The sequence below is a fragment of the Streptomyces sp. NRRL WC-3626 genome (assembly GCF_000718785.1).
Lineage (GTDB): Bacteria > Actinomycetota > Actinomycetes > Streptomycetales > Streptomycetaceae > Streptomyces > Streptomyces edwardsiae.
This window is the reverse complement of the sequence record NZ_JOCA01000030.1, coordinates 36,938-54,014: the sequence shown is the minus strand read 5'-3', so window position 1 is coordinate 54,014 and position 17,077 is coordinate 36,938. Positions and strand designations below refer to the sequence as shown.

At 72.0% G+C, this 17,077-nt stretch carries 17 protein-coding genes, 1 pseudogene and 1 riboswitch; of the genes and pseudogenes, 8 read left to right on the top strand and 10 right to left on the bottom strand.

Annotated features, from left to right (window positions below):
• Positions 1-8 precede the first annotated feature (8 nt).
• From metF to IF28_RS0132860, 5 genes are all read right to left on the bottom strand, one after another.
• Complete coding sequence (gene metF / locus IF28_RS0132880; RefSeq protein ID WP_030228225.1) at positions 9-932, bottom strand: methylenetetrahydrofolate reductase [NAD(P)H]; 924 nt, start codon at positions 930-932, stop codon at positions 9-11.
• 105 nt (positions 933-1,037) lie between these two features.
• Positions 1,038-1,703 (bottom strand): thiamine phosphate synthase, encoded by a 666-nt coding sequence (gene thiE / locus IF28_RS0132875; RefSeq protein ID WP_030228223.1) that lies wholly within the window; start codon positions 1,701-1,703, stop codon positions 1,038-1,040.
• 337 nt (positions 1,704-2,040) lie between these two features.
• Positions 2,041-2,406 carry an Rv2175c family DNA-binding protein gene (locus IF28_RS0132870; protein WP_030228219.1) on the bottom strand — a complete coding sequence of 122 codons (366 nt, stop codon included), beginning with the start codon at positions 2,404-2,406 and terminating at the stop codon, positions 2,041-2,043.
• Positions 2,407-2,483: 77 nt separating this feature from the next.
• Positions 2,484-3,725, bottom strand: a complete 1,242-nt coding sequence (locus tag IF28_RS0132865; RefSeq protein ID WP_030228216.1) for an NAD(P)/FAD-dependent oxidoreductase — start codon at positions 3,723-3,725, stop codon at positions 2,484-2,486.
• A 28-nt stretch (positions 3,726-3,753) separates the two neighbouring features.
• Entirely contained in the window at positions 3,754-4,104 is a 351-nt protein-coding gene (locus tag IF28_RS0132860; protein WP_030228213.1) for a hypothetical protein, read from the bottom strand.
• 52 nt (positions 4,105-4,156) lie between these two features.
• Positions 4,157-4,268: riboswitch (TPP riboswitch) on the top strand.
• Here IF28_RS0132860 and thiO point away from each other — a divergent pair.
• The 5 genes and pseudogenes from thiO (at position 4,266) to IF28_RS0132835 (ending at position 9,486) form a co-directional block, all read left to right on the top strand.
• Complete coding sequence (gene thiO, locus IF28_RS0132855; RefSeq protein WP_030228211.1) at positions 4,266-5,432, top strand: glycine oxidase ThiO; 1,167 nt, start codon at positions 4,266-4,268, stop codon at positions 5,430-5,432. Its footprint overlaps the riboswitch before it by 3 nt.
• On the top strand, positions 5,429-5,629 hold the full coding sequence (gene thiS, locus IF28_RS0132850) for a sulfur carrier protein ThiS (protein WP_030228209.1): 201 nt from the start codon (positions 5,429-5,431) through the stop codon (positions 5,627-5,629). Before thiO ends, thiS begins: the two co-directional genes overlap by 4 nt.
• Before the next feature lie 2 nt (positions 5,630-5,631).
• Positions 5,632-6,345, top strand: a pseudogene (locus IF28_RS0132845) (thiazole synthase); the annotation flags it as partial.
• Positions 6,346-6,647: 302 nt separating this feature from the next.
• Positions 6,648-8,573 carry a Stk1 family PASTA domain-containing Ser/Thr kinase gene (gene pknB, locus IF28_RS0132840; protein WP_030228204.1) on the top strand — a complete coding sequence of 642 codons (1,926 nt, stop codon included), beginning with the start codon at positions 6,648-6,650 and terminating at the stop codon, positions 8,571-8,573.
• A 34-nt stretch (positions 8,574-8,607) separates the two neighbouring features.
• Positions 8,608-9,486, top strand: coding sequence for a deoxyribonuclease IV (locus IF28_RS0132835; RefSeq protein WP_030228201.1), 879 nt, complete (start codon positions 8,608-8,610; stop codon positions 9,484-9,486).
• 13 nt (positions 9,487-9,499) lie between these two features.
• Here the strand turns inward: IF28_RS0132835 and IF28_RS0132830 are convergent, their stop codons facing one another.
• Positions 9,500-10,147: a sulfite oxidase-like oxidoreductase gene (locus tag IF28_RS0132830; protein WP_030228199.1), complete on the bottom strand. Its 648-nt coding sequence runs from the start codon at positions 10,145-10,147 to the stop codon at positions 9,500-9,502.
• A 184-nt stretch (positions 10,148-10,331) separates the two neighbouring features.
• On the opposite strand from IF28_RS0132830, the gene bfr reads away from it, so the two are divergent.
• Positions 10,332-10,850 carry a bacterioferritin gene (bfr, locus tag IF28_RS0132825; protein ID WP_030228197.1) on the top strand — a complete coding sequence of 173 codons (519 nt, stop codon included), beginning with the start codon at positions 10,332-10,334 and terminating at the stop codon, positions 10,848-10,850.
• A 5-nt stretch (positions 10,851-10,855) separates the two neighbouring features.
• On the opposite strand, the gene IF28_RS0132820 is transcribed toward bfr, so the two are convergent.
• Positions 10,856-11,092: a (2Fe-2S)-binding protein gene (locus tag IF28_RS0132820; RefSeq protein ID WP_199809072.1), complete on the bottom strand. Its 237-nt coding sequence runs from the start codon at positions 11,090-11,092 to the stop codon at positions 10,856-10,858.
• A 142-nt stretch (positions 11,093-11,234) separates the two neighbouring features.
• Positions 11,235-12,590: a class II 3-deoxy-7-phosphoheptulonate synthase gene (locus tag IF28_RS0132815; RefSeq protein WP_030228192.1), complete on the bottom strand. Its 1,356-nt coding sequence runs from the start codon at positions 12,588-12,590 to the stop codon at positions 11,235-11,237.
• Between the two features lie 50 nt (positions 12,591-12,640).
• Here IF28_RS0132815 and IF28_RS40430 point away from each other — a divergent pair, with 50 nt between their 5' ends.
• Together IF28_RS40430 and IF28_RS0132810 are read left to right on the top strand one after the other, a co-directional pair.
• Positions 12,641-12,748 (top strand): trp operon leader peptide, encoded by a 108-nt coding sequence (locus IF28_RS40430; protein WP_106982195.1) that lies wholly within the window; start codon positions 12,641-12,643, stop codon positions 12,746-12,748.
• Positions 12,749-12,853: 105 nt separating this feature from the next.
• Positions 12,854-14,734, top strand: a complete 1,881-nt coding sequence (locus tag IF28_RS0132810) for an anthranilate synthase family protein (RefSeq protein WP_030228190.1) — start codon at positions 12,854-12,856, stop codon at positions 14,732-14,734.
• On the opposite strand, the gene IF28_RS0132805 is transcribed toward IF28_RS0132810, so the two are convergent.
• Positions 14,686-15,681, bottom strand: coding sequence for a 2-hydroxyacid dehydrogenase (locus tag IF28_RS0132805; protein WP_030228186.1), 996 nt, complete (start codon positions 15,679-15,681; stop codon positions 14,686-14,688). The two genes, IF28_RS0132810 and IF28_RS0132805, sit on opposite strands and share 49 nt — an antisense overlap.
• A 323-nt stretch (positions 15,682-16,004) precedes the next feature.
• Positions 16,005-17,033, bottom strand: coding sequence for a 6-phosphofructokinase (locus tag IF28_RS0132800; protein ID WP_030228182.1), 1,029 nt, complete (start codon positions 17,031-17,033; stop codon positions 16,005-16,007).
• Between the last annotated feature and the right edge of the window lie 44 nt (positions 17,034-17,077).

Here is a 17,077-nt window from a genome sequence, read left to right as displayed (position 1 = left end):
CGACCGGTCTAGGCCCGCGGTGGGTGGTGCAGGCCCAGGTTCTCGTAGATTTCCAGGGTCGCCGTGGAGTTGTTGAGCGTGATGAAGTGCAGTCCGGGCACTCCCTCGGCCAGCAGCCGCGCGCAGAACTCGGTGGCGAACCCGATTCCGATCGAGCGTACCGCCGCCGGATCGTCCTTCGCTGCGAGGATCCGCTCTTTCAGGGCCTCGGGGAACGAGGCGTTACTCAGCTTTGGCAACCTCTCCAGCATCTTCACGCTGGTCACGGGCATGACCTCGGGAATCACCGGGGTCGCGCAGCCCGCCGCGTCGACTCGGTCACGCAGTCGCAGATAGGACTCGGGCTGGAAGAACATCTGGGTGATCGCGTAGTCGGCGCCGGCCCGGCACTTGTCGACGAAGCGGGCGACGTCGCTGTCCCAGTCGGCCGAGCGCGGGTGCATCTCGGGGAAGGCGGCGACGCCGACGCAGAAGTCGCCCGACTCCTTGATGAGCCGCACGAGTTCGGCCGCGTACGTCAGTCCCTGCGGGTGCGCCACCCAGTCGCCCATGGGGTCGCCGGGCGGGTCGCCGCGCACCGCGAGCATGTTGCGGATCCCGGCGTCGGCGTACTGGCCGATGATGTTGCGCAGCTCGGCGATGGAGTGGTCGACGGCGGTGAGGTGGGCGACCGGGGTGAGCGTGGTGTCGGAGACGATCTGCTCGGTCTCCTTGACCGTGCCGGCCCGCGTGGACCCGCCCGCCCCATAGGTCACGGAGACGAAGTCGGGCGCGACCGCCTCGACCCTGCGCAGCGCGCTCCACAGGTTCCGCTCACCCTTGGGGGTCTTCGGCGCCGAGAACTCGAAGGAGTACGTCGTCTTGCCTGCGGCGAGCATGTCACGCACGGTGCGTGCGCGATCAGTCCTGGTCGATGCGGTTCCGAGGGCCATACCGGCAGGTTAGCCAGGGGGCGGCGGTCCCCCAACCGGATGCGGGATATTTGTCTGAAATGCCGACTTGTTGTCCACCCCTTGGACAAACCTGAGACGCGGGGGTCACCCCTCGTCCGCGGGCGCCGCCTGCCGCAGCCTCTTGGCGAACTCGGCCGCCGCCGCGCCGGGGTCGTCCGCCTCGGTGACGGCCCGTACGACGACGACCCGGCGGGCGCCGGCGTCGAGCACCTCGTCGAGGTTGCCGAGGTCGATGCCGCCGATGGCGAACCAGGGGCGCGCGGCGTCGAGGGCGGCGGTGTACCGGACGAGGTCCAGGCCGGGGGCGTGGCGGCCGGGCTTGGTGGGGGTGGGCCAGCAGGGGCCGGTGCAGAAGTAGTCCACGCCGGGCTGGACGGCCGCGGCGGCGGCCTCGGACTCGGCGTGGGTGGAGCGGCCGATCAGGATGTCGTCGCCGAGGATCGCGCGGGCGGCGGGGACGGGCAGGTCGCCCTGGCCGAGGTGGAGGACGCCGGCGCGGGCGGCGTGGGCGACGTCCGCGCGGTCGTTGACCGCGAGCAGCTTGCCGTGCCGGGCGCAGGCGTCGGCGAACACGGCGAGGTGCTCCAGCTCCTCACCGGCCTCCATGCCCTTGTCCCGCAGCTGCACGATGTCGACCCCGCCCGCCAGTACGGCGTCCAGGAACTCGGGGAGATCGCCCTGCCGCTTGCGGGCGTCGGTGCACAGGTAGAGCAGGGCGCCGTCGAGCCGGGCGCGAGCGGTGGCGGTCATTCGAGGGTCCCCCGGGGATGTCGGCGGCGCACGGACCCGGCGGGCCCGGCGTGTCTCGGGCGGACACTCCCGGACGTCACGGCCCGGCGGAGGCACACCCCGACGGACCCTATGCCGCCGCACCGACGGCCGCGAGAGCCCCCTCACGGGACGGCGGCACGACGTGGGCCACTACGGGGCGCCGGGGAGCGTGCCCGCCCCGGCCGGCGGCGCGAGACCGGCCCACCGCCCGCTCCGGGTGCCGTGGCACGGCGTCCGGGGCGGAGGTGGGACACGGCGCGTACGCGCTCGCGTGGCCGGGGCTGGGCCGCCCCGGGCACGCGAGGTCGGGGGACGGTCAGACCGCGAGGGCCTGGGCTCGGCGCTTCACCTCCGTGCCGCGGTTCTCGCTGAGGGCCTGGGCCGGGGTGCCCGGCAGGCTGGGGTCGGGGGTGAACAGCCACTCGAGCATCTCTTCGACCGTGAAGCCGTCGTCCCGCAGGAGCGTCAGGGTCCCGGTCAGGCCCTTGACGACCTTGTCCTCGTCGATGAAGGCGGCGGGGACGTGCAGTGCGCGGTTCTCACCCCGGCGTACGGCGATGAGCTGGCCCTCCTTGACCAGCTGCCGGACACGCGTCACCTCGATATCGAGCATTTCGGCGATATCGGGCAGAGTGAGCCAGGCGGGGACGAGAGCATCGATCTTTGCGTCAATCTCGGTCACGGGACAAGCCTGCCATCTGCCACTGACAGTCGGAAGTCAGCCCCGCCCACCCACGCCGACACGGCGCCCCGGAACCCTCAGACGGTCGCCGCCTTCAGCGGCCGTCCCGGGTCCGCCACCAGCTCCGCGTCCATCGCCGTGCCCGCCTCGATCAGCCTGCGCCCCTGCGCCAGATCCCGGGGCCGCCCCACCGCGAGCAGGGCGACCAGGCGGGACTCCCGCAGCCAGCAGACGCTCCAGGCCGCCCCGGCGGGGTCCCCGCGCCACACGGTCCGGTCGGCGTCCGCGTGATGCCCGGCGTACTGCACGAACCGCCCGAACTGCTCGGACCAGAAGTACGGCACCGGGTCGTACACCGCGGGCTCCCGGCCGCTGAGGGCGCCGAGGATGTTCCCGGCGACCGTGCGCGGCCCCTGGAGGGCGTTGTCCCAGTGGTGGACCAGCAGCCGCTCGCCGTAGCGCCCGGACGGGAAGGACGCGCAGTCGCCGACCGCGTACACGTCCGGCAGGGAGGTCGCCAGATGACGGTCGGCGACGATCTCGCCGTGCGCGCCGAGCCCGATCCCGGAGCCCGCGAGCCAGGCGGTGGCGGGTCGGGCCCCGATGCCGACGACCACGGCGCCCGCGGGCAGCCGCGAGCCGTCGTCCAGGACCACGGCGCCGGGCTCGACGCGCTCCACGCGTGTGCGGGTGCGCAGCGCGACGCCTGCCTCGGCGTACCAGGCGGTCATCGGGGCGGCCACCTCGGCGGGCAGCGCCTCCACCAGCGGACGCTCCTGCGCCTCCACGACGGTGACCGCGCAGCCCGCCTCGCGGGCCGCCGTGGCGAACTCCGCGCCGATCCAGCCGGCCCCGACCACCACGACGTCGTGCTGCCGTGCGAGCACCGGCCGCAGCCGCGCGGCGTCGTCCAGGGTGCGCAGCAGATGCACACCGGGCACGCCCTCGGCGCCCGGCAGCCGGACCGGTTGTGCCCCGGTGGCGACCACCAGCACGTCGTACGGGACGGGCCCGGCCTCCGTGTCCAGTTCATGGTCACCGGCGCGCAGGCCGAGGGCCTCGCAGCCGAGCCGCAGTTCGATGCCGGCGTCCTCGAAGTCGACGTCGAAGGCGGAGTCCTCGGCCTTGCCGAGCAGCACCGCCTTGGACAACGGGGGCCTGTCGTAGGGCTGGTGGGGTTCCGCGCCGATCAGCGTCACGGTGCCGGTGAAGCCCTGTTCGCGCAGGGCGAGGGCGGTCTGCACGCCGGCCATGCCCGCGCCCGCCACGACCACCCGCCGCGGATCGGACGGTCCCGGTTGCTGCGTCTGCTCAGTCACCCGATCACCTTAGACAGCTGACGCGGCATCACCCGGCCGGGTGGTCGAGCTGTTCCACGACGCTCGTCCCGCTGCCCGGCTGGGACTCCCACTCCCAGCTCTCCTCCAGCCGCACCCGCCCGTCGGGCAGTTCGACGACCGTGGACACGCAGTGTCCCGAGGAGGTGGTGCCGTCCCGCTTGAGCTGCACGTACCGGAAGTCCAGCCGGTCTCCCGCGCGGGTGCCCACCAGATGCCCGCGGACGACGTCGCCGCCCGCGTACTCGGCCCAGATCTCGCCGCCCCGCTCGTGGTACGCGAAACGGGTGCGGGTGCCGACCTGGCCGGGGGCCTGGTCGGCCACGGGGGCGAGGACGAGTCCGTCGAGCGATGGTGCCACGCGGGAGGCTCCCTTACAGGGTCGGTGGGCCGAGGGATACGCTGGCCAACGTACAAGCACTCGCGGGAGCCCGGACGCACCGGGCTGAGAGGGAGGCTGGCGGCCTCCGACCGTACGAACCTGATCCGGGTCATGCCGGCGAAGGGAGGGGCTGGACGCCCATGTCGCCCACGCGTACCTCAGACGTCCTCGTCGTCGGGGGCGGAATCATCGGACTGGTCACGGCCTGGCGGGCCGCGCAGCGCGGTCTCTCCACGGTCGTGGTGGACCCCGATCCGGGCGGCGGGGCCGCCCGGGTGGCCGCCGGGATGCTGGCCGCCGTCACCGAACTGCACTACGGCGAGGAGACCCTGCTCGGTCTGAACCTCGCCTCCGCGCGGCGCTATCCCGCGTTCGCGGCCGAGCTGACCGACTTCACCGGCCACGACCTCGGCTACCGCGCGTGCGGCACGCTCGCCGTGGCACTGGACTCCGACGACCGCGCCCATCTGCGGGAACTGCACGCCCTCCAGGAGCGGTCGGGGCTTCGGTCGCAGTGGCTGTCCGGGCGGGAGTGCCGGCGCCTGGAGCCGATGCTCGCGCCGGGGGTGCGCGGCGGGCTGCGGGTGGACGACGACCACCAGATCGACCCCCGGCGGCTGGCGGCGGCACTGGTCACCGCCTGTGAGCGGGCCGGTGTGACCCTCCACCGCGCGTGGGCGGAACGGCTCGTGGTGGCCGGGGACCGTGCGACGGGCGTCGTCACGGCCGACGGCACCGAGCTGGCCGCCGGGCGGACGGTGCTCGCGGCGGGCAGCCTCAGCGGGCGGCTCGCGGGCGTACCGGCGGACGTGCTGCCTCCCGTGCGTCCCGTGAAGGGACAGGTCGTACGGCTGACGATGCCCGAACGGCACGGCCCCTTCCTGAACCGGACCGTACGGGCCGTGGTGCGCGGCAGCCATGTCTATCTGGTGCCGCGCGAGAACGGCGAGCTGGTGATCGGGGCGACCAGCGAGGAGCTGGGCTGGGACACCACCGTCACCGCGGGCGGCGTGTACGAGCTGCTGCGCGACGCCCACGAGCTGGTCCCCGGGATCACCGAACTGCCGCTCACCGAGACCCGCGCGGGACTGCGCCCCTGCTCCCCCGACAACGCGCCGCTGCTCGGCCCGACGGAGCTCGACGGGCTGCTGCTGGCCACCGGCCACCACCGCAACGGCGTCCTGCTGACGCCGGTCACCGGCGACGCCATGGCGGAGGCCCTGACCGGCGGGACGCTGCCGGACGTGGCCCGCCCGTTCACCCCGCGGCGCTTCGGCGCCGCCGTCCTCACGGAGCAGTCCGCATGAACGTCTCGGTCAACGGGGAGCGGCGGGAGTTCGCGCCCGGCACCGCTCTCGACCTCGTCGTGAGGTCGCTCACCTCGGCGCCCTCGGGGGTGGCCGCCGCCCTCAACGAAACCGTCGTCCCGCGTGCGCAGTGGCCGGCCACCTCCCTGCGTGAGGGTGACCGGGTGGAAGTCCTGACCGCCGTCCAGGGAGGCTGACCATGGCCGACGATCCGTTCCTCCTCGGCGACACGTCCTTCACGTCCCGTCTGATCATGGGCACCGGCGGGGCGCCGAGCCTCGACGTGCTGGAGCGGGCGCTGGTGGCGTCCGGGACGGAGCTGACCACCGTCGCGATGCGGCGGGTGGACCCGTCGGTGCACGGGTCCGTGCTGTCGGTACTGGAGCGGCTGGGCATCCGGGTGCTGCCGAACACGGCGGGGTGCTTCACCGCCGGGGAGGCGGTCCTCACCGCGCGGCTCGCGCGGGAGGCGCTCGGCACGGACCTCGTCAAGCTGGAGGTCATCGCCGACGAGCGGACGCTGCTGCCGGACCCGGTCGAGCTGCTGGACGCGGCTCAGACGCTGGTCGACGACGGGTTCACGGTGCTGCCGTACACCAACGACGATCCGGTGCTGGCGCGGAAGCTGGAGGACGTGGGGTGTGCGGCGGTCATGCCGCTGGGGTCGCCGATCGGGTCGGGGCTGGGGATCCGCAATCCGCACAACTTCGAGTTGATCGTGGAGCGGGCGGGGGTGCCGGTGATCCTGGACGCGGGGGCGGGGACGGCGTCCGACGTGGCGCTGGCGATGGAGCTGGGGTGTGCGGCGGTGATGCTGGCGTCCGCGGTGACCCGGGCGCAGGTGCCGGTGCTGATGGCCGGCGCGATGCGGTCGGCTGTGGAGGCGGGGCGGGGGGCTCGGCTGGCGGCGCGGGCAGGCGTGCCGCAGGGCGGCACGGGTGGGCGCGACGGCACCCCGTAAGCGCCGGGCCGCGCGACCTCCCCCCGCTCAGCCGTCACCCCGGGTGCCTGCCGGACGGGGGTGGGGGTGCGCTCGCCCCGCTGGAGGGGGTGCCGCTGCGCCCACCCGTGCCGCCCCAGCGGCACGACTGCCCGCAGCTACGCGGACTGCGGCCAGCCGCAGCTACGCGGGCTGCGGGGGTGGGGACGTCACAGGTCCGCTGCAACAGGGTTGGGCGGGGCGGGGGTGTCGGTGGGGGCTTGTAGATTTGGGGGGTGGACACGACCCTTCAGGACCCTCTGGTCGGGCAGCTGCTCGACGGCCGGTATCGCGTCGAGGCGCGGATCGCGGTCGGCGGGATGGCCACGGTCTACCGGGCCGTGGACACCCGCCTCGACCGCATCCTCGCCCTCAAGGTGATGCACCCCTCCCTCGCGGCGGACGGCTCGTTCGTCGAGCGGTTCATCCGCGAGGCGAAGTCGGTCGCCCGTCTGGCCCACCCGAACGTGGTGCAGGTCTTCGACCAGGGCACCGACGGGGCGTACGTCTACCTGGCGATGGAGTACATCGCCGGCTGCACCCTGCGTGACGTGCTGCGTGAGCGCGGCGCGCTGCAGCCGCGGGCGGCGCTGGACATCCTGGAGCCGGTGCTGGCCGCGCTCGGCGCCGCGCACCGGGCCGGGTTCGTGCACCGCGACATGAAGCCCGAGAACGTGCTGATAGGGGACGACGGCCGGGTCAAGGTCGCCGACTTCGGGCTGGTCCGCGCCGTGGACTCGGTGACGAACACCACGGGCACCGTGCTGGGCACGGTCTCGTACCTGGCCCCGGAGCAGATCGAGAACGGCATCGCGGACACCCGCGTGGACGTGTACGCGTGCGGCATCCTGCTGTACGAGATGCTGACCGGCGAGAAGCCGCACGACGGCGACTCCCCCGCGATCGTGCTGTACAAGCATCTGCACGACGACGTGCCGGCCCCGTCGGCCGCCGTACCCGGCATGGCGTACGAGCTGGACGAGCTGGTCGCGTCGGCGGCCGCGCGCAACCCCGAGCTCCGTCCGCACGACGCGGTGGCGCTGCTCGCGCAGGTCCGCGCGGGGCGTGGCCGGCTCACCGACGGGCAGCTCGACGCGGTGCCCCCGCAGGCGCTGACGGCGGAGCACGACAACGCCGAGGACCGTACGAGCGTCATCCCGCGCTCGCTGGGCATCCCCCGCCCGCTGCCCGTGAACGAGGACGAGGGCACGGACCCGGTGCGTCACACCAGCCGGTTCCGGTCCCCGCCGCCACTGCCGCCCCGGCGCCGGACCGCGCTGCGGCGCGGGCCGATGGCGATCGTCGTGGCCGTGCTCCTGGTCCTCGGGGTGGGCTCGGGGATCTGGTACATCAACTCGGGCCAGTTCACCAAGGTCCCGCCGCTGCTGGCGAAGACCGAGAAGGAGGCCCGGGACCGGCTGGCGACGGCCGGTCTCGGCGTCGGCGAGGTGACGGAGGCCTTCAGCGACAGCGTGGAGCGGGGCAGGGTGATCAGCACCGACCCGAAGGCGGGCGCCCGCATCCGCGGCAACGACTCGGTGTCGCTGACCGTCTCCAGGGGCCCGCAGACCGTGCGGGTGCCCGACCTCGACGGCTACCCGCTGGACAAGGCGCGTGACGTGCTGAAGGACGACGGTCTGGAGCCGGGCATGGTCACCCGCGAGTTCAGTGACTCGGTGGCCCGGGGCTCGGTGATCTCCACGGAGCCCGGCAAGGGCACCAAGGTCCGCGCGGCCTCGGCGGTGGCGCTGACCGTGAGCAAGGGCCGCCCGGTGGAGGTACCGGACGTGACCGGTGACGACCTGGAGGACGCGCGGGCCGAGCTGGAGGAGGCGGGACTCAAGGTGGAGGTCGCCGGCGAACGGGTGAACTCGGAGTTCGACGCCGGCCAGGTGGCCCGGCAGAACCCGGGCGAGGGCGGCCGGGCCGCCGAGGGCGACACCGTGACGCTGACCCTGTCCAAGGGCCCCGAGATGATCGAGGTGCCGGACGTGGTCGGCGACAGTGTGGACGAGGCCAAGCAGAAGCTGGAGGACGCCGGGTTCCAGGTGGACGAGGACCGCGGACTCCTCGGTCTGTTCGGCGACACGGTCAAGGGCCAGTCCGTGGACGGCGGGGACACCGCGCCCAAGGGGTCGACGATAACCATAGAGATCCGCTGACCAGGACCCCCGGCGCGCATGACACCCTTGACGGGTGAAGAGTCACCAGTCCGGCCCCGTCCGCAACCCGGTCGGCGGCCATGTCCCCGTGGCCGGCGGCCTGCACTCCGTCGGCCTGTCCTACGCCCGTGAGCTGAAGGCGGAGACCGTGCAGGTCTTCGTCGCCAACCCGCGCGGCTGGGCCACCCCGGCAGGCAACCCGAAGCAGGACGAGGCCTTCCGCGCCGCCTGCGCGGAGGGCTCGATCCCGGCCTACGTGCACGCCCCGTACCTGATCAACTTCGGGTCGCACACCGAGGCGACCGTCGAGCGGTCCGTGGAGTCGCTGCGGCACTCGCTGCGGCGCGGCCGGGAGATCGGCGCGCAGGGCGTGGTGGTGCACACGGGCAGCGCCACGGGCGGCAGGGAGCGGTCGGTGGCGCTGAAGCAGGTACGGGAGCACATGCTGCCGCTGCTGGACGAGCTGACCCATGACGACGACCCGTTCCTGCTGCTGGAGTCCACGGCCGGCCAGGGCTCCTCGCTGTGCTCACGGACCTGGGACTTCGGACCGTACTTCGAGGCGCTGGACGCCCATCCGAAGCTGGGCGTCTGCCTGGACACCTGCCATGTCTTCGCGGCCGGCCACGATCTGACCGGGCCGAGCGGCATGCACCAGACGCTGGACCTGCTGGTGGACACGGTCGGCGAGGGCCGGCTGAGGCTGATCCACGCCAACGACTCCCAGGATGTGGTCGGCGCACACAAGGACCGTCACGCCAACATCGGCGCGGGCCACATAGGCGAGGACCCGTTCCGGGCGCTGATGAGGCACCCGGCGACCGAGGGCGTACCGCTGGTCATCGAGACGCCCGGCGGCAAGGAGGGCCACGCCGCGGACGTGGAGCGGCTGAAGCGGCTGCGGGACGCCTGAGACCGTACGGCGGTCAGAGCTCGGGGCCGTCCCCGGGCTCCTCCTGGTAGGAGTAGCGCTGCTCCTGCCAGGGGTCGCCGAGGTTGTGGTAGCCGCGCTCCTCCCAGAAGCCCCGGCGGTCGGCGGTCATGTACTCCACACCGCGCACCCACTTGGGTCCCTTCCAGGCGTACAGATGGGGGACGATCAGGCGCAGCGGGAAGCCGTGCTCGGCGGTGAGCAGCTCGCCGTCCTTGTGGGTGGCGAAGAGGGCGCCCCCGGAAGTGAAGTCGGCGAGCCGCAGGTTGGAGCTGAAGCCGTACTCCGCCCAGACCATCACATGGGTGACGTCCGGGGCGGGCGGGGCGAGGTCCACGACCGTGCGCGCCGGGATGCCGCCCCACTCGGCGCCCACCATGCTGAACTTGGTGACACAGTGCAGATCGGCCTCGACCGTGGTGTACGGCAGGGCGGTGAACTCCTCGTGGTTCCAGCAGTGTTTCTCACCGTCGGCGGTGGCGCCGAAGACCCGGAACTCCCAGCGTTCGGGCCGGAACTTCGGGACCGGTCCGTAGTGGGTGACCGGCCAGCCCTTCTGCAGCCGCTGCCCCGGCGGGAGCTCGGACCGCGCCGCTCCTTCTGCTGTGCGCTCCCCCGCTTCGCGTTCCGCCGGCTGACCCATGTCTCCATCCTGACAGACCGGGGACCATGCCTCTGAACCGGGACCGGCAGATTCGGTCAAACAGGTACATAGCTTACTGAGCATGGACTTACTTACTAAGTCTAGACTTACTGGACGATCTTCTCCGCCGGTGGAATCATGCGGCCCAACCTGCCAGTTCCCCCGCGCGGAAGGAGCCCATGCGATGCAGGGCGACCCCGAGGTCATCGAATTCCTGAACGAGCAGCTGACCGCCGAGCTCACGGCGATCAACCAGTACTTCCTGCACTCGAAGCTGCAGGACCACAAGGGCTGGACGAAACTCGCCCAGTACACGCGCGCCGAGTCGTTCGACGAGATGCGCCACGCCGAGGTGCTCACCGACCGCATCCTGCTCCTCGACGGCCTGCCCAACTACCAGCGGCTGTTCCACGTCCGGGTCGGCCAGACGGTGACCGAGATGTTCCAGGCCGACCGGGAGGTCGAGCTCGAGGCGATCGACCGGCTGCGCCGGGGCGTGGAGGTCATGCGCACCAAGGGCGACATCACGTCGGCCAACATCTTCGAGGCCATCCTGGCCGACGAGGAACACCACATCGACTACCTGGACACCCAGCTGGAGCTGATCGAGAAGCTGGGCGAGTCGCTGTACCTGTCCACGGTCGTGGAACAGGTACAGCCGGACGCGTCGGGTCCGGGAACGGGCGGCTTCTCCACCCACTAGACCGTTCAGGCGGCTTCGGGAAGCTCCGCGGTGAGCGGCGGCTCGCCCTGGTCGATGAGCTGCCGGCGCGGACAGGAGCCGCGGCCGAGCAGTGCCTGGATGCGCCGTACGCAGCCACCGCAGTCGGTGCCCGCCTTGCAGGCGGAGGCGATCTGCCGGGGCGTGCACGCTCCGGCGTCCGCGTGGCTCCTCACCTGTTCCTCGGTCACACCGAAGCAACTGCAGACGAACACGCGGTTCACCTCCCGACGGAGTACTGGGTCGTGCCGTACCGACCCTTGATCGGTGAGGCTAACCTAACCTTACCTGTCGCCCGAAAGGCACAAAAGAGGGGTGGGGCGCGATCCCATGTGATACGCGCCCCACCCCGAAGCCGGCCGGTCGTTACTGGTCGCGGTACATCTCCGCGACGAGGAACGCCAGGTCCAGCGACTGGCTGCGGTTGAGCCGGGGGTCGCAGGCCGTCTCGTAGCGCTGGTGCAGATCGTCGACGAAGATCTCGTCGCCGCCGCCCACGCACTCGGTGACGTCGTCACCCGTGAGCTCCACATGGATGCCGCCCGGGTGGGTGCCGAGCTCCTTGTGGACCTCGAAGAAGCCCTTCACCTCGTCGAGCACGTCGTCGAAGCGGCGGGTCTTGTGACCGGAGGCCGCCTCGAACGTGTTGCCGTGCATCGGGTCGGTCACCCAGGCCACGGTGGCGCCGGACGCGGTGACTTTCTCGACCAGCTCGGGGAGCTTGTCGCGGATCTTGTCCGCGCCCATCCGGACGATGAAGGTCAGCCGGCCGGGCTCCCGCTCGGGGTCGAGGCGCTCGATGTACTGCAGCGCCTCCTCGGCCGTCGTCGTCGGGCCGAGCTTGATGCCGATCGGGTTGCGGATCTTCGAGGCGAACTCGATGTGCGCGTGGTCCATCTGCCGCGTGCGCTCGCCGATCCACACCATGTGCCCGGAGACGTCGTACAGCTGCCCCGTGCGGGAGTCGACGCGGGTGAGCGCGGACTCGTAGTCGAGCAGCAGCGCCTCGTGCGAGGAGAAGAACTCGACGGTCTTGAACTCCTCCGGGTCGGTGCCGCAGGCCCGCATGAAGTTCAGCGCGTTGTCGATCTCCCGGGCGAGCTGCTCGTAGCGCTGGCCGGACGGGGACGACTTCACGAAGTCCTGGTTCCAGGCGTGCACCTGGCGCAGGTCGGCGTAGCCGCCGGTGGTGAAGGCACGCACCAGATTCAGCGTGGACGCCGACGCGTGGTACATGCGCTTCAGCCGCTCGGGGTCCGGGATCCGGGCCTTCTCGGTGAAGTCGAAGCCGTTGACGGAGTCGCCGCGGTAGGTGGGCAGCGTCAGACCGTCGCGGGTCTCGGTCGGCTTGGAGCGCGGCTTGGAGTACTGGCCGGCGATCCGGCCCACCTTCACGACGGGCACGGAGGCGGCGTAGGTGAGGACGGCGCCCATCTGGAGGAGGGTCTTCAGCTTCGCCCGGATGTGCTCGGCGGACACCGCGTCGAAGGACTCGGCACAGTCACCGCCCTGGAGCAGAAACGCCTCGCCTCGCGCGACGGCCGCCATACGCGCACGCAGCTGGTCACATTCGCCGGCGAACACCAGCGGGGGATACGTCTCGAGCTCGGCGATCACATCGCGCAGAGCCTCGGCATCCGGGTACTCGGGCTGCTGCGCCGCAGGCAGGTTTCGCCAGGTCGCCTGAGCGGCGACGCTTTGAGAATCAGCGTTTACGGTCACACGCCCCACAGTACGCGGTCGAATCGGCCGTCCATTCCGGCGCTCAGCAAATGAGACGGGGACCGCACGCGTCACGTCCCGCATCGTGTAGCGTGCCTGCCATGTTCGCGCACTCGACCCAGAACTGGTGGTGGCCCGCTTCTCCGGCGGCCCACTGACTGCGCGTACGCAAGACTTCGCGAAGGCCGCCCGAGGGGCGGCCTTCGGTGTTTCCCGGGGCCGTTCCTCACGCTCATGACAGCGACGAGACGAGGACCCCCACCATGGATCTGGCACAGCTCCCGCACGACGATCGCCCCTTCGCCCTGCTGCGCCGCCGCACCCCGGGCCACGACCACGACATGGTCGAGCTGCTGATCGGCCCGGTCGGCACACGGGACCTCCTGGCCGAACTGCCCGACGAGTGTCTGGCCGTCGTCCCCTTCCGGCAGATCCGCGAGCGCGGCTTCGACGTCCGCGACGACGGCACCCCGCTGCTGGTGCTGACGCCCGAGGAGCGGTACGAGATCCCGCTCGCCGAGGCGCTCGACCGGCTCCCCTCCCATGACGTACGGGTGACGGGCGGCGGCTTCGACGTCGGCGACGAGGAGTACGCGCGGATCGTCGGGCGGGTCCTGGACGAGGAGATCGGGCGGGGCGAGGGCGCCAACTTCGTGATCCGGCGGACGTACGAGGGTGAGATCCCGGGGTTCGGACGGGCCGACGCGCTGGCGCTGTTCCGGCGGCTCCTCGAGGGCGAGCGGGGCGCGTACTGGACGTTCGTCGTCCACACGGGTGGGCGGACACTGGTCGGGGCGAGCCCCGAGGTGCATGTCAGAGCCTCCGGCGGGACGGTCGTGATGAACCCGATCAGCGGTACCTACCGCTACCCGGCCGAGGGGCCGAGCCCCGAGCATCTGCTGGGGTTCCTCGCCGACGGCAAGGAGATCGAGGAGCTGTCGATGGTCGTCGACGAGGAGCTCAAGATGATGTGCACCGTCGGCGACATGGGCGGCGTCGTCGTCGGCCCCCGGCTGAAGGAGATGGCGCACCTCGCCCACACGGAGTACGAGCTGCGCGGCCGTTCCTCCTTGGACGTGCGCGAGGTGCTGAAGGAGACGATGTTCGCGGCGACCGTCACCGGCTCCCCGGTGCAGAACGCCTGCCGGGTGATCGAGCGGCACGAGGTGGGCGGGCGCCGCTACTACGCGGGCGCGCTCGCCCTCCTCGGCCGCGACGAGGGCGGCGCCCAGACGCTGGACTCCCCCATCCTGATCCGCACCGCCGACATCGACGCGGCCGGGCGGCTGCGGGTGCCGGTCGGGGCGACCCTGGTGCGCGGCTCGGACCCGGCGGGCGAGGTCGCGGAGACCCACGCCAAGGCGGCCGGGGTGCTGGCCGCGCTGGGCGTACGGCCGGGGCGCCCGCGCGAGGAGTCCGCACGGCCGGGGCTGGCCGACGACCCGCGGGTGCGGGCGGCGCTGGACGGACGGCGGGCGTCGCTCGCGCCGTTCTGGCTGCGGATGCAGGAGCGGTCGGACGCGCTGACCGGTCACGCGCTGGTCGTCGACGGGGAGGACACGTTCACCGCGATGCTCGCCCATGTGCTGCGGGCGGCGGGGCTGGACGTGACGGTACGGCGGTACGACGAGCCAGGGCTGCGGGAGGCGGTGTTGGCGCACGAGGGGCCCCTGGTGCTGGGCCCCGGCCCCGGTGACCCGTCCGACACCACCGACCCGAAGATGCGGTTCCTGCGCGGTCTGACCGCCGACGTCCTGCGGGAGAACCGGCACGGTGTCCTCGGCGTCTGTCTCGGCCATGAGCTGATCGCGGCCGAGCTGGGCCTGGAGATCGTACGGAAGGAGGTCCCGTACCAGGGGGCGCAGACGGAGATCGACCTGTTCGGGCGGCCGGAGACGGTCGGCTTCTACAACAGCTTCGTGGCGCGCTGCGACGACGACACCGCGCGGGAGCTGGCCGCGCACGGCATCGAGGTCAGCCGTGTGGCGGGCGGCGAGGTGCACGCACTGCGGGGGCGCGGGTTCGGTGGGGTGCAGTTCCACCCCGAGTCGGTACTGACCCTGAACGGGGCGGCGATCGTCGGGGAGCTGGTGGGTCAGCTGCGGGGGACGAGCACGTTCTCCGAGCGGCGGCCGGCGGTGTAGTCGAGGACGTTGCCGACCGTGGTCGCCACGATCTGTCCCACGGCGTCCACGGTGTAGTACGCCTGGTGGGACGTGACCAGCACGTTCGGGAACGTGACGAGGCGGGCCAGGGTGTCGTCGTCGACGGCCTCCAGGGACCTGTCGAGGAAGAACAGTCCCGCCTCCGCCTCGTACACGTCCAGGCCGACGCCCGTGAAGCGGCCCTCGCGCAGTTCGGCGACGAGGGCCGCGGTGTCGATGAGGCCGCCACGGCTGGAGTTCACCAGGACGGCGTCGTCCCGCATGGTCTTCAGGGCGTCCGCGTCGATCAGGTGCTGGGTGGCGGGGAGCAGCGGGACGTGCAGGCTGATCAGGTCGGACTCGGCGAGAAGCTGCTCCTTGGGGACGTAGGTCATGCCGAGGTCCAGGCAGGCCGGGTTCTCGGAGACGTCCCAGCCGAGCAGGCGCATGCCGAAGCCGTGGGCGATCCGGGTGAACGCCTCGCCGATCTTTCCGGTGCCGAGGATGCCGGCGGTGCGGCCGTGCAGGTCGCGGCCCATCAGGCCGTCGAGCCGGAAGTCGAAGTCGCGGGTGCGGGTGGAGGCGCGGACGATCCGGCGGTTGACGGCCATGGCGAGGGTCCAGGCGAACTCGGCGACCGAGTGGGGGGAGTAGTACGAGACCCGGGCGATGGTGAGGCCGAGGCGTTCGGCCACGTCGAGGTCGATGTTGTTGAAGCCGGTGGAGCGCTGGGCGACCATGCGGGTGCCGCCTGCGGCGAGGGCCTCGAGCACGGCGGGGCCGAGGTCGCAGTTGACGCTGGTGGAGATGATCTCGTGGCCGGCGGCGATGGGGGCGGTGTCGGGGGTGAGGAAGACGTCCACGGCGTGGACGTCGTGGTGGCCCTCGAAGGCTCGCTCGATGAGGGGCTTCTCGTCGGTCTGGGCGCCGAAGGCGAGGATCTCCACGGGGTCCCTCCGGGGGTGGGGCGGGTGGTGGTGCCGTGGTGGTGAATATACGGGTGTGGGTGGGGGTGGGCTTGGGCCCAATGGGGCAGTGCGGGAGCGTTCTGGCCGGGCGGGGGGTGTTCGCGCGGCCCGGCGCTCGCGGGGTGCCGTCGCGCCCACCCGTGCCGCCCTGCGGCACGATTGCCCGCGGAGAGCGAGCACGCCGGCGACCGCGGAGAGCGAGCACGCCGGCGACCGCGGAGAGCGAGCACGCCGGCGACCGCGGGGGTGCGGCAAGCGCGGGGCGCGGAGGGTGGGCATGTGGGTGGCGGTGGGGGCGGGGGTCAGCCGAAGAAGACTCCTACCTCCTTGTAGAGGGTCGGGTTCACCGTTTTCAGGTGGGCCGTGGCGGCGGCCATCGGGACGCGGACTATGTCCGTGCCGTTCAGGGCGACCATCTTGCCGAAGTCGCCGTCGCGTACGCAGTCGATGGCGTGGAGGCCGAAGCGGGTGGCGAGCCAGCGGTCGAACGCGCTGGGTGTGCCGCCCCGCTGGACGTGCCCCAGGACCGTGGTGCGGGCCTCGTTGCCGGTCCGTTTCTCGATCTGCTTGGCCAGCCACTCCCCGACCCCCGAGAGCCGGACGTGTCCGAAGGAGTCCAGGGACTGGTCCTTGAGCACCATGTCGCCGTCCCTCGGCACGGCCCCCTCGGCGACGACCACGATCGGCGCGTACGACGCCCGGAACCGCGAGGTCACCCACGCGCACACCTGGTCGACGTCGAAGGGCTGCTCGGGGATGAGGATGACGTTCGCGCCGCCGGCGAGCCCCGAGTGGAGGGCGATCCAGCCGGCGTGACGGCCCATCACCTCCACCACGAGGACCCGCATATGTGACTCGGCGGTGGTGTGCAGCCGGTCGATGGCCTCGGTGGCGATACCGACGGCGGTGTCGAAGCCGAAGGTGTAGTCCGTGGCGGACAGGTCGTTGTCGATGGTCTTGGGCACGCCCACGCACGGGATGCCGTACTCGTCGGTGAGGCGGGTGGCGACGCCGAGGGTGTCCTCGCCGCCGATGGTGATGAGGGCGTCCACGCCCAGCGCGGCGAGGTTGTCCTTGATCCGGCGGACGCCGTTCTCCTCGTTCAGCGGATTGGTCCGGGAGGAGCCGAGGACGGTGCCGCCGCGGGGCAGGATGCCGCGCACCGCGGGGATGTCGAGGGGGATCGTGCGCCCGTCGAGGGGGCCGCGCCAGCCGTCCCGGAACCCGGTGAAGTCGTACCCGTACTCCTGGACGCCCTTGCGGACGATGGCCCGGATGACGGCGTTGAGCCCGGGGCAGTCGCCGCCTCCGGTCAGTACTCCGACCCGCATGGAAGTGTCCCTTCGCCATGGTTGCCGAAATGCCGTTCGTTCCC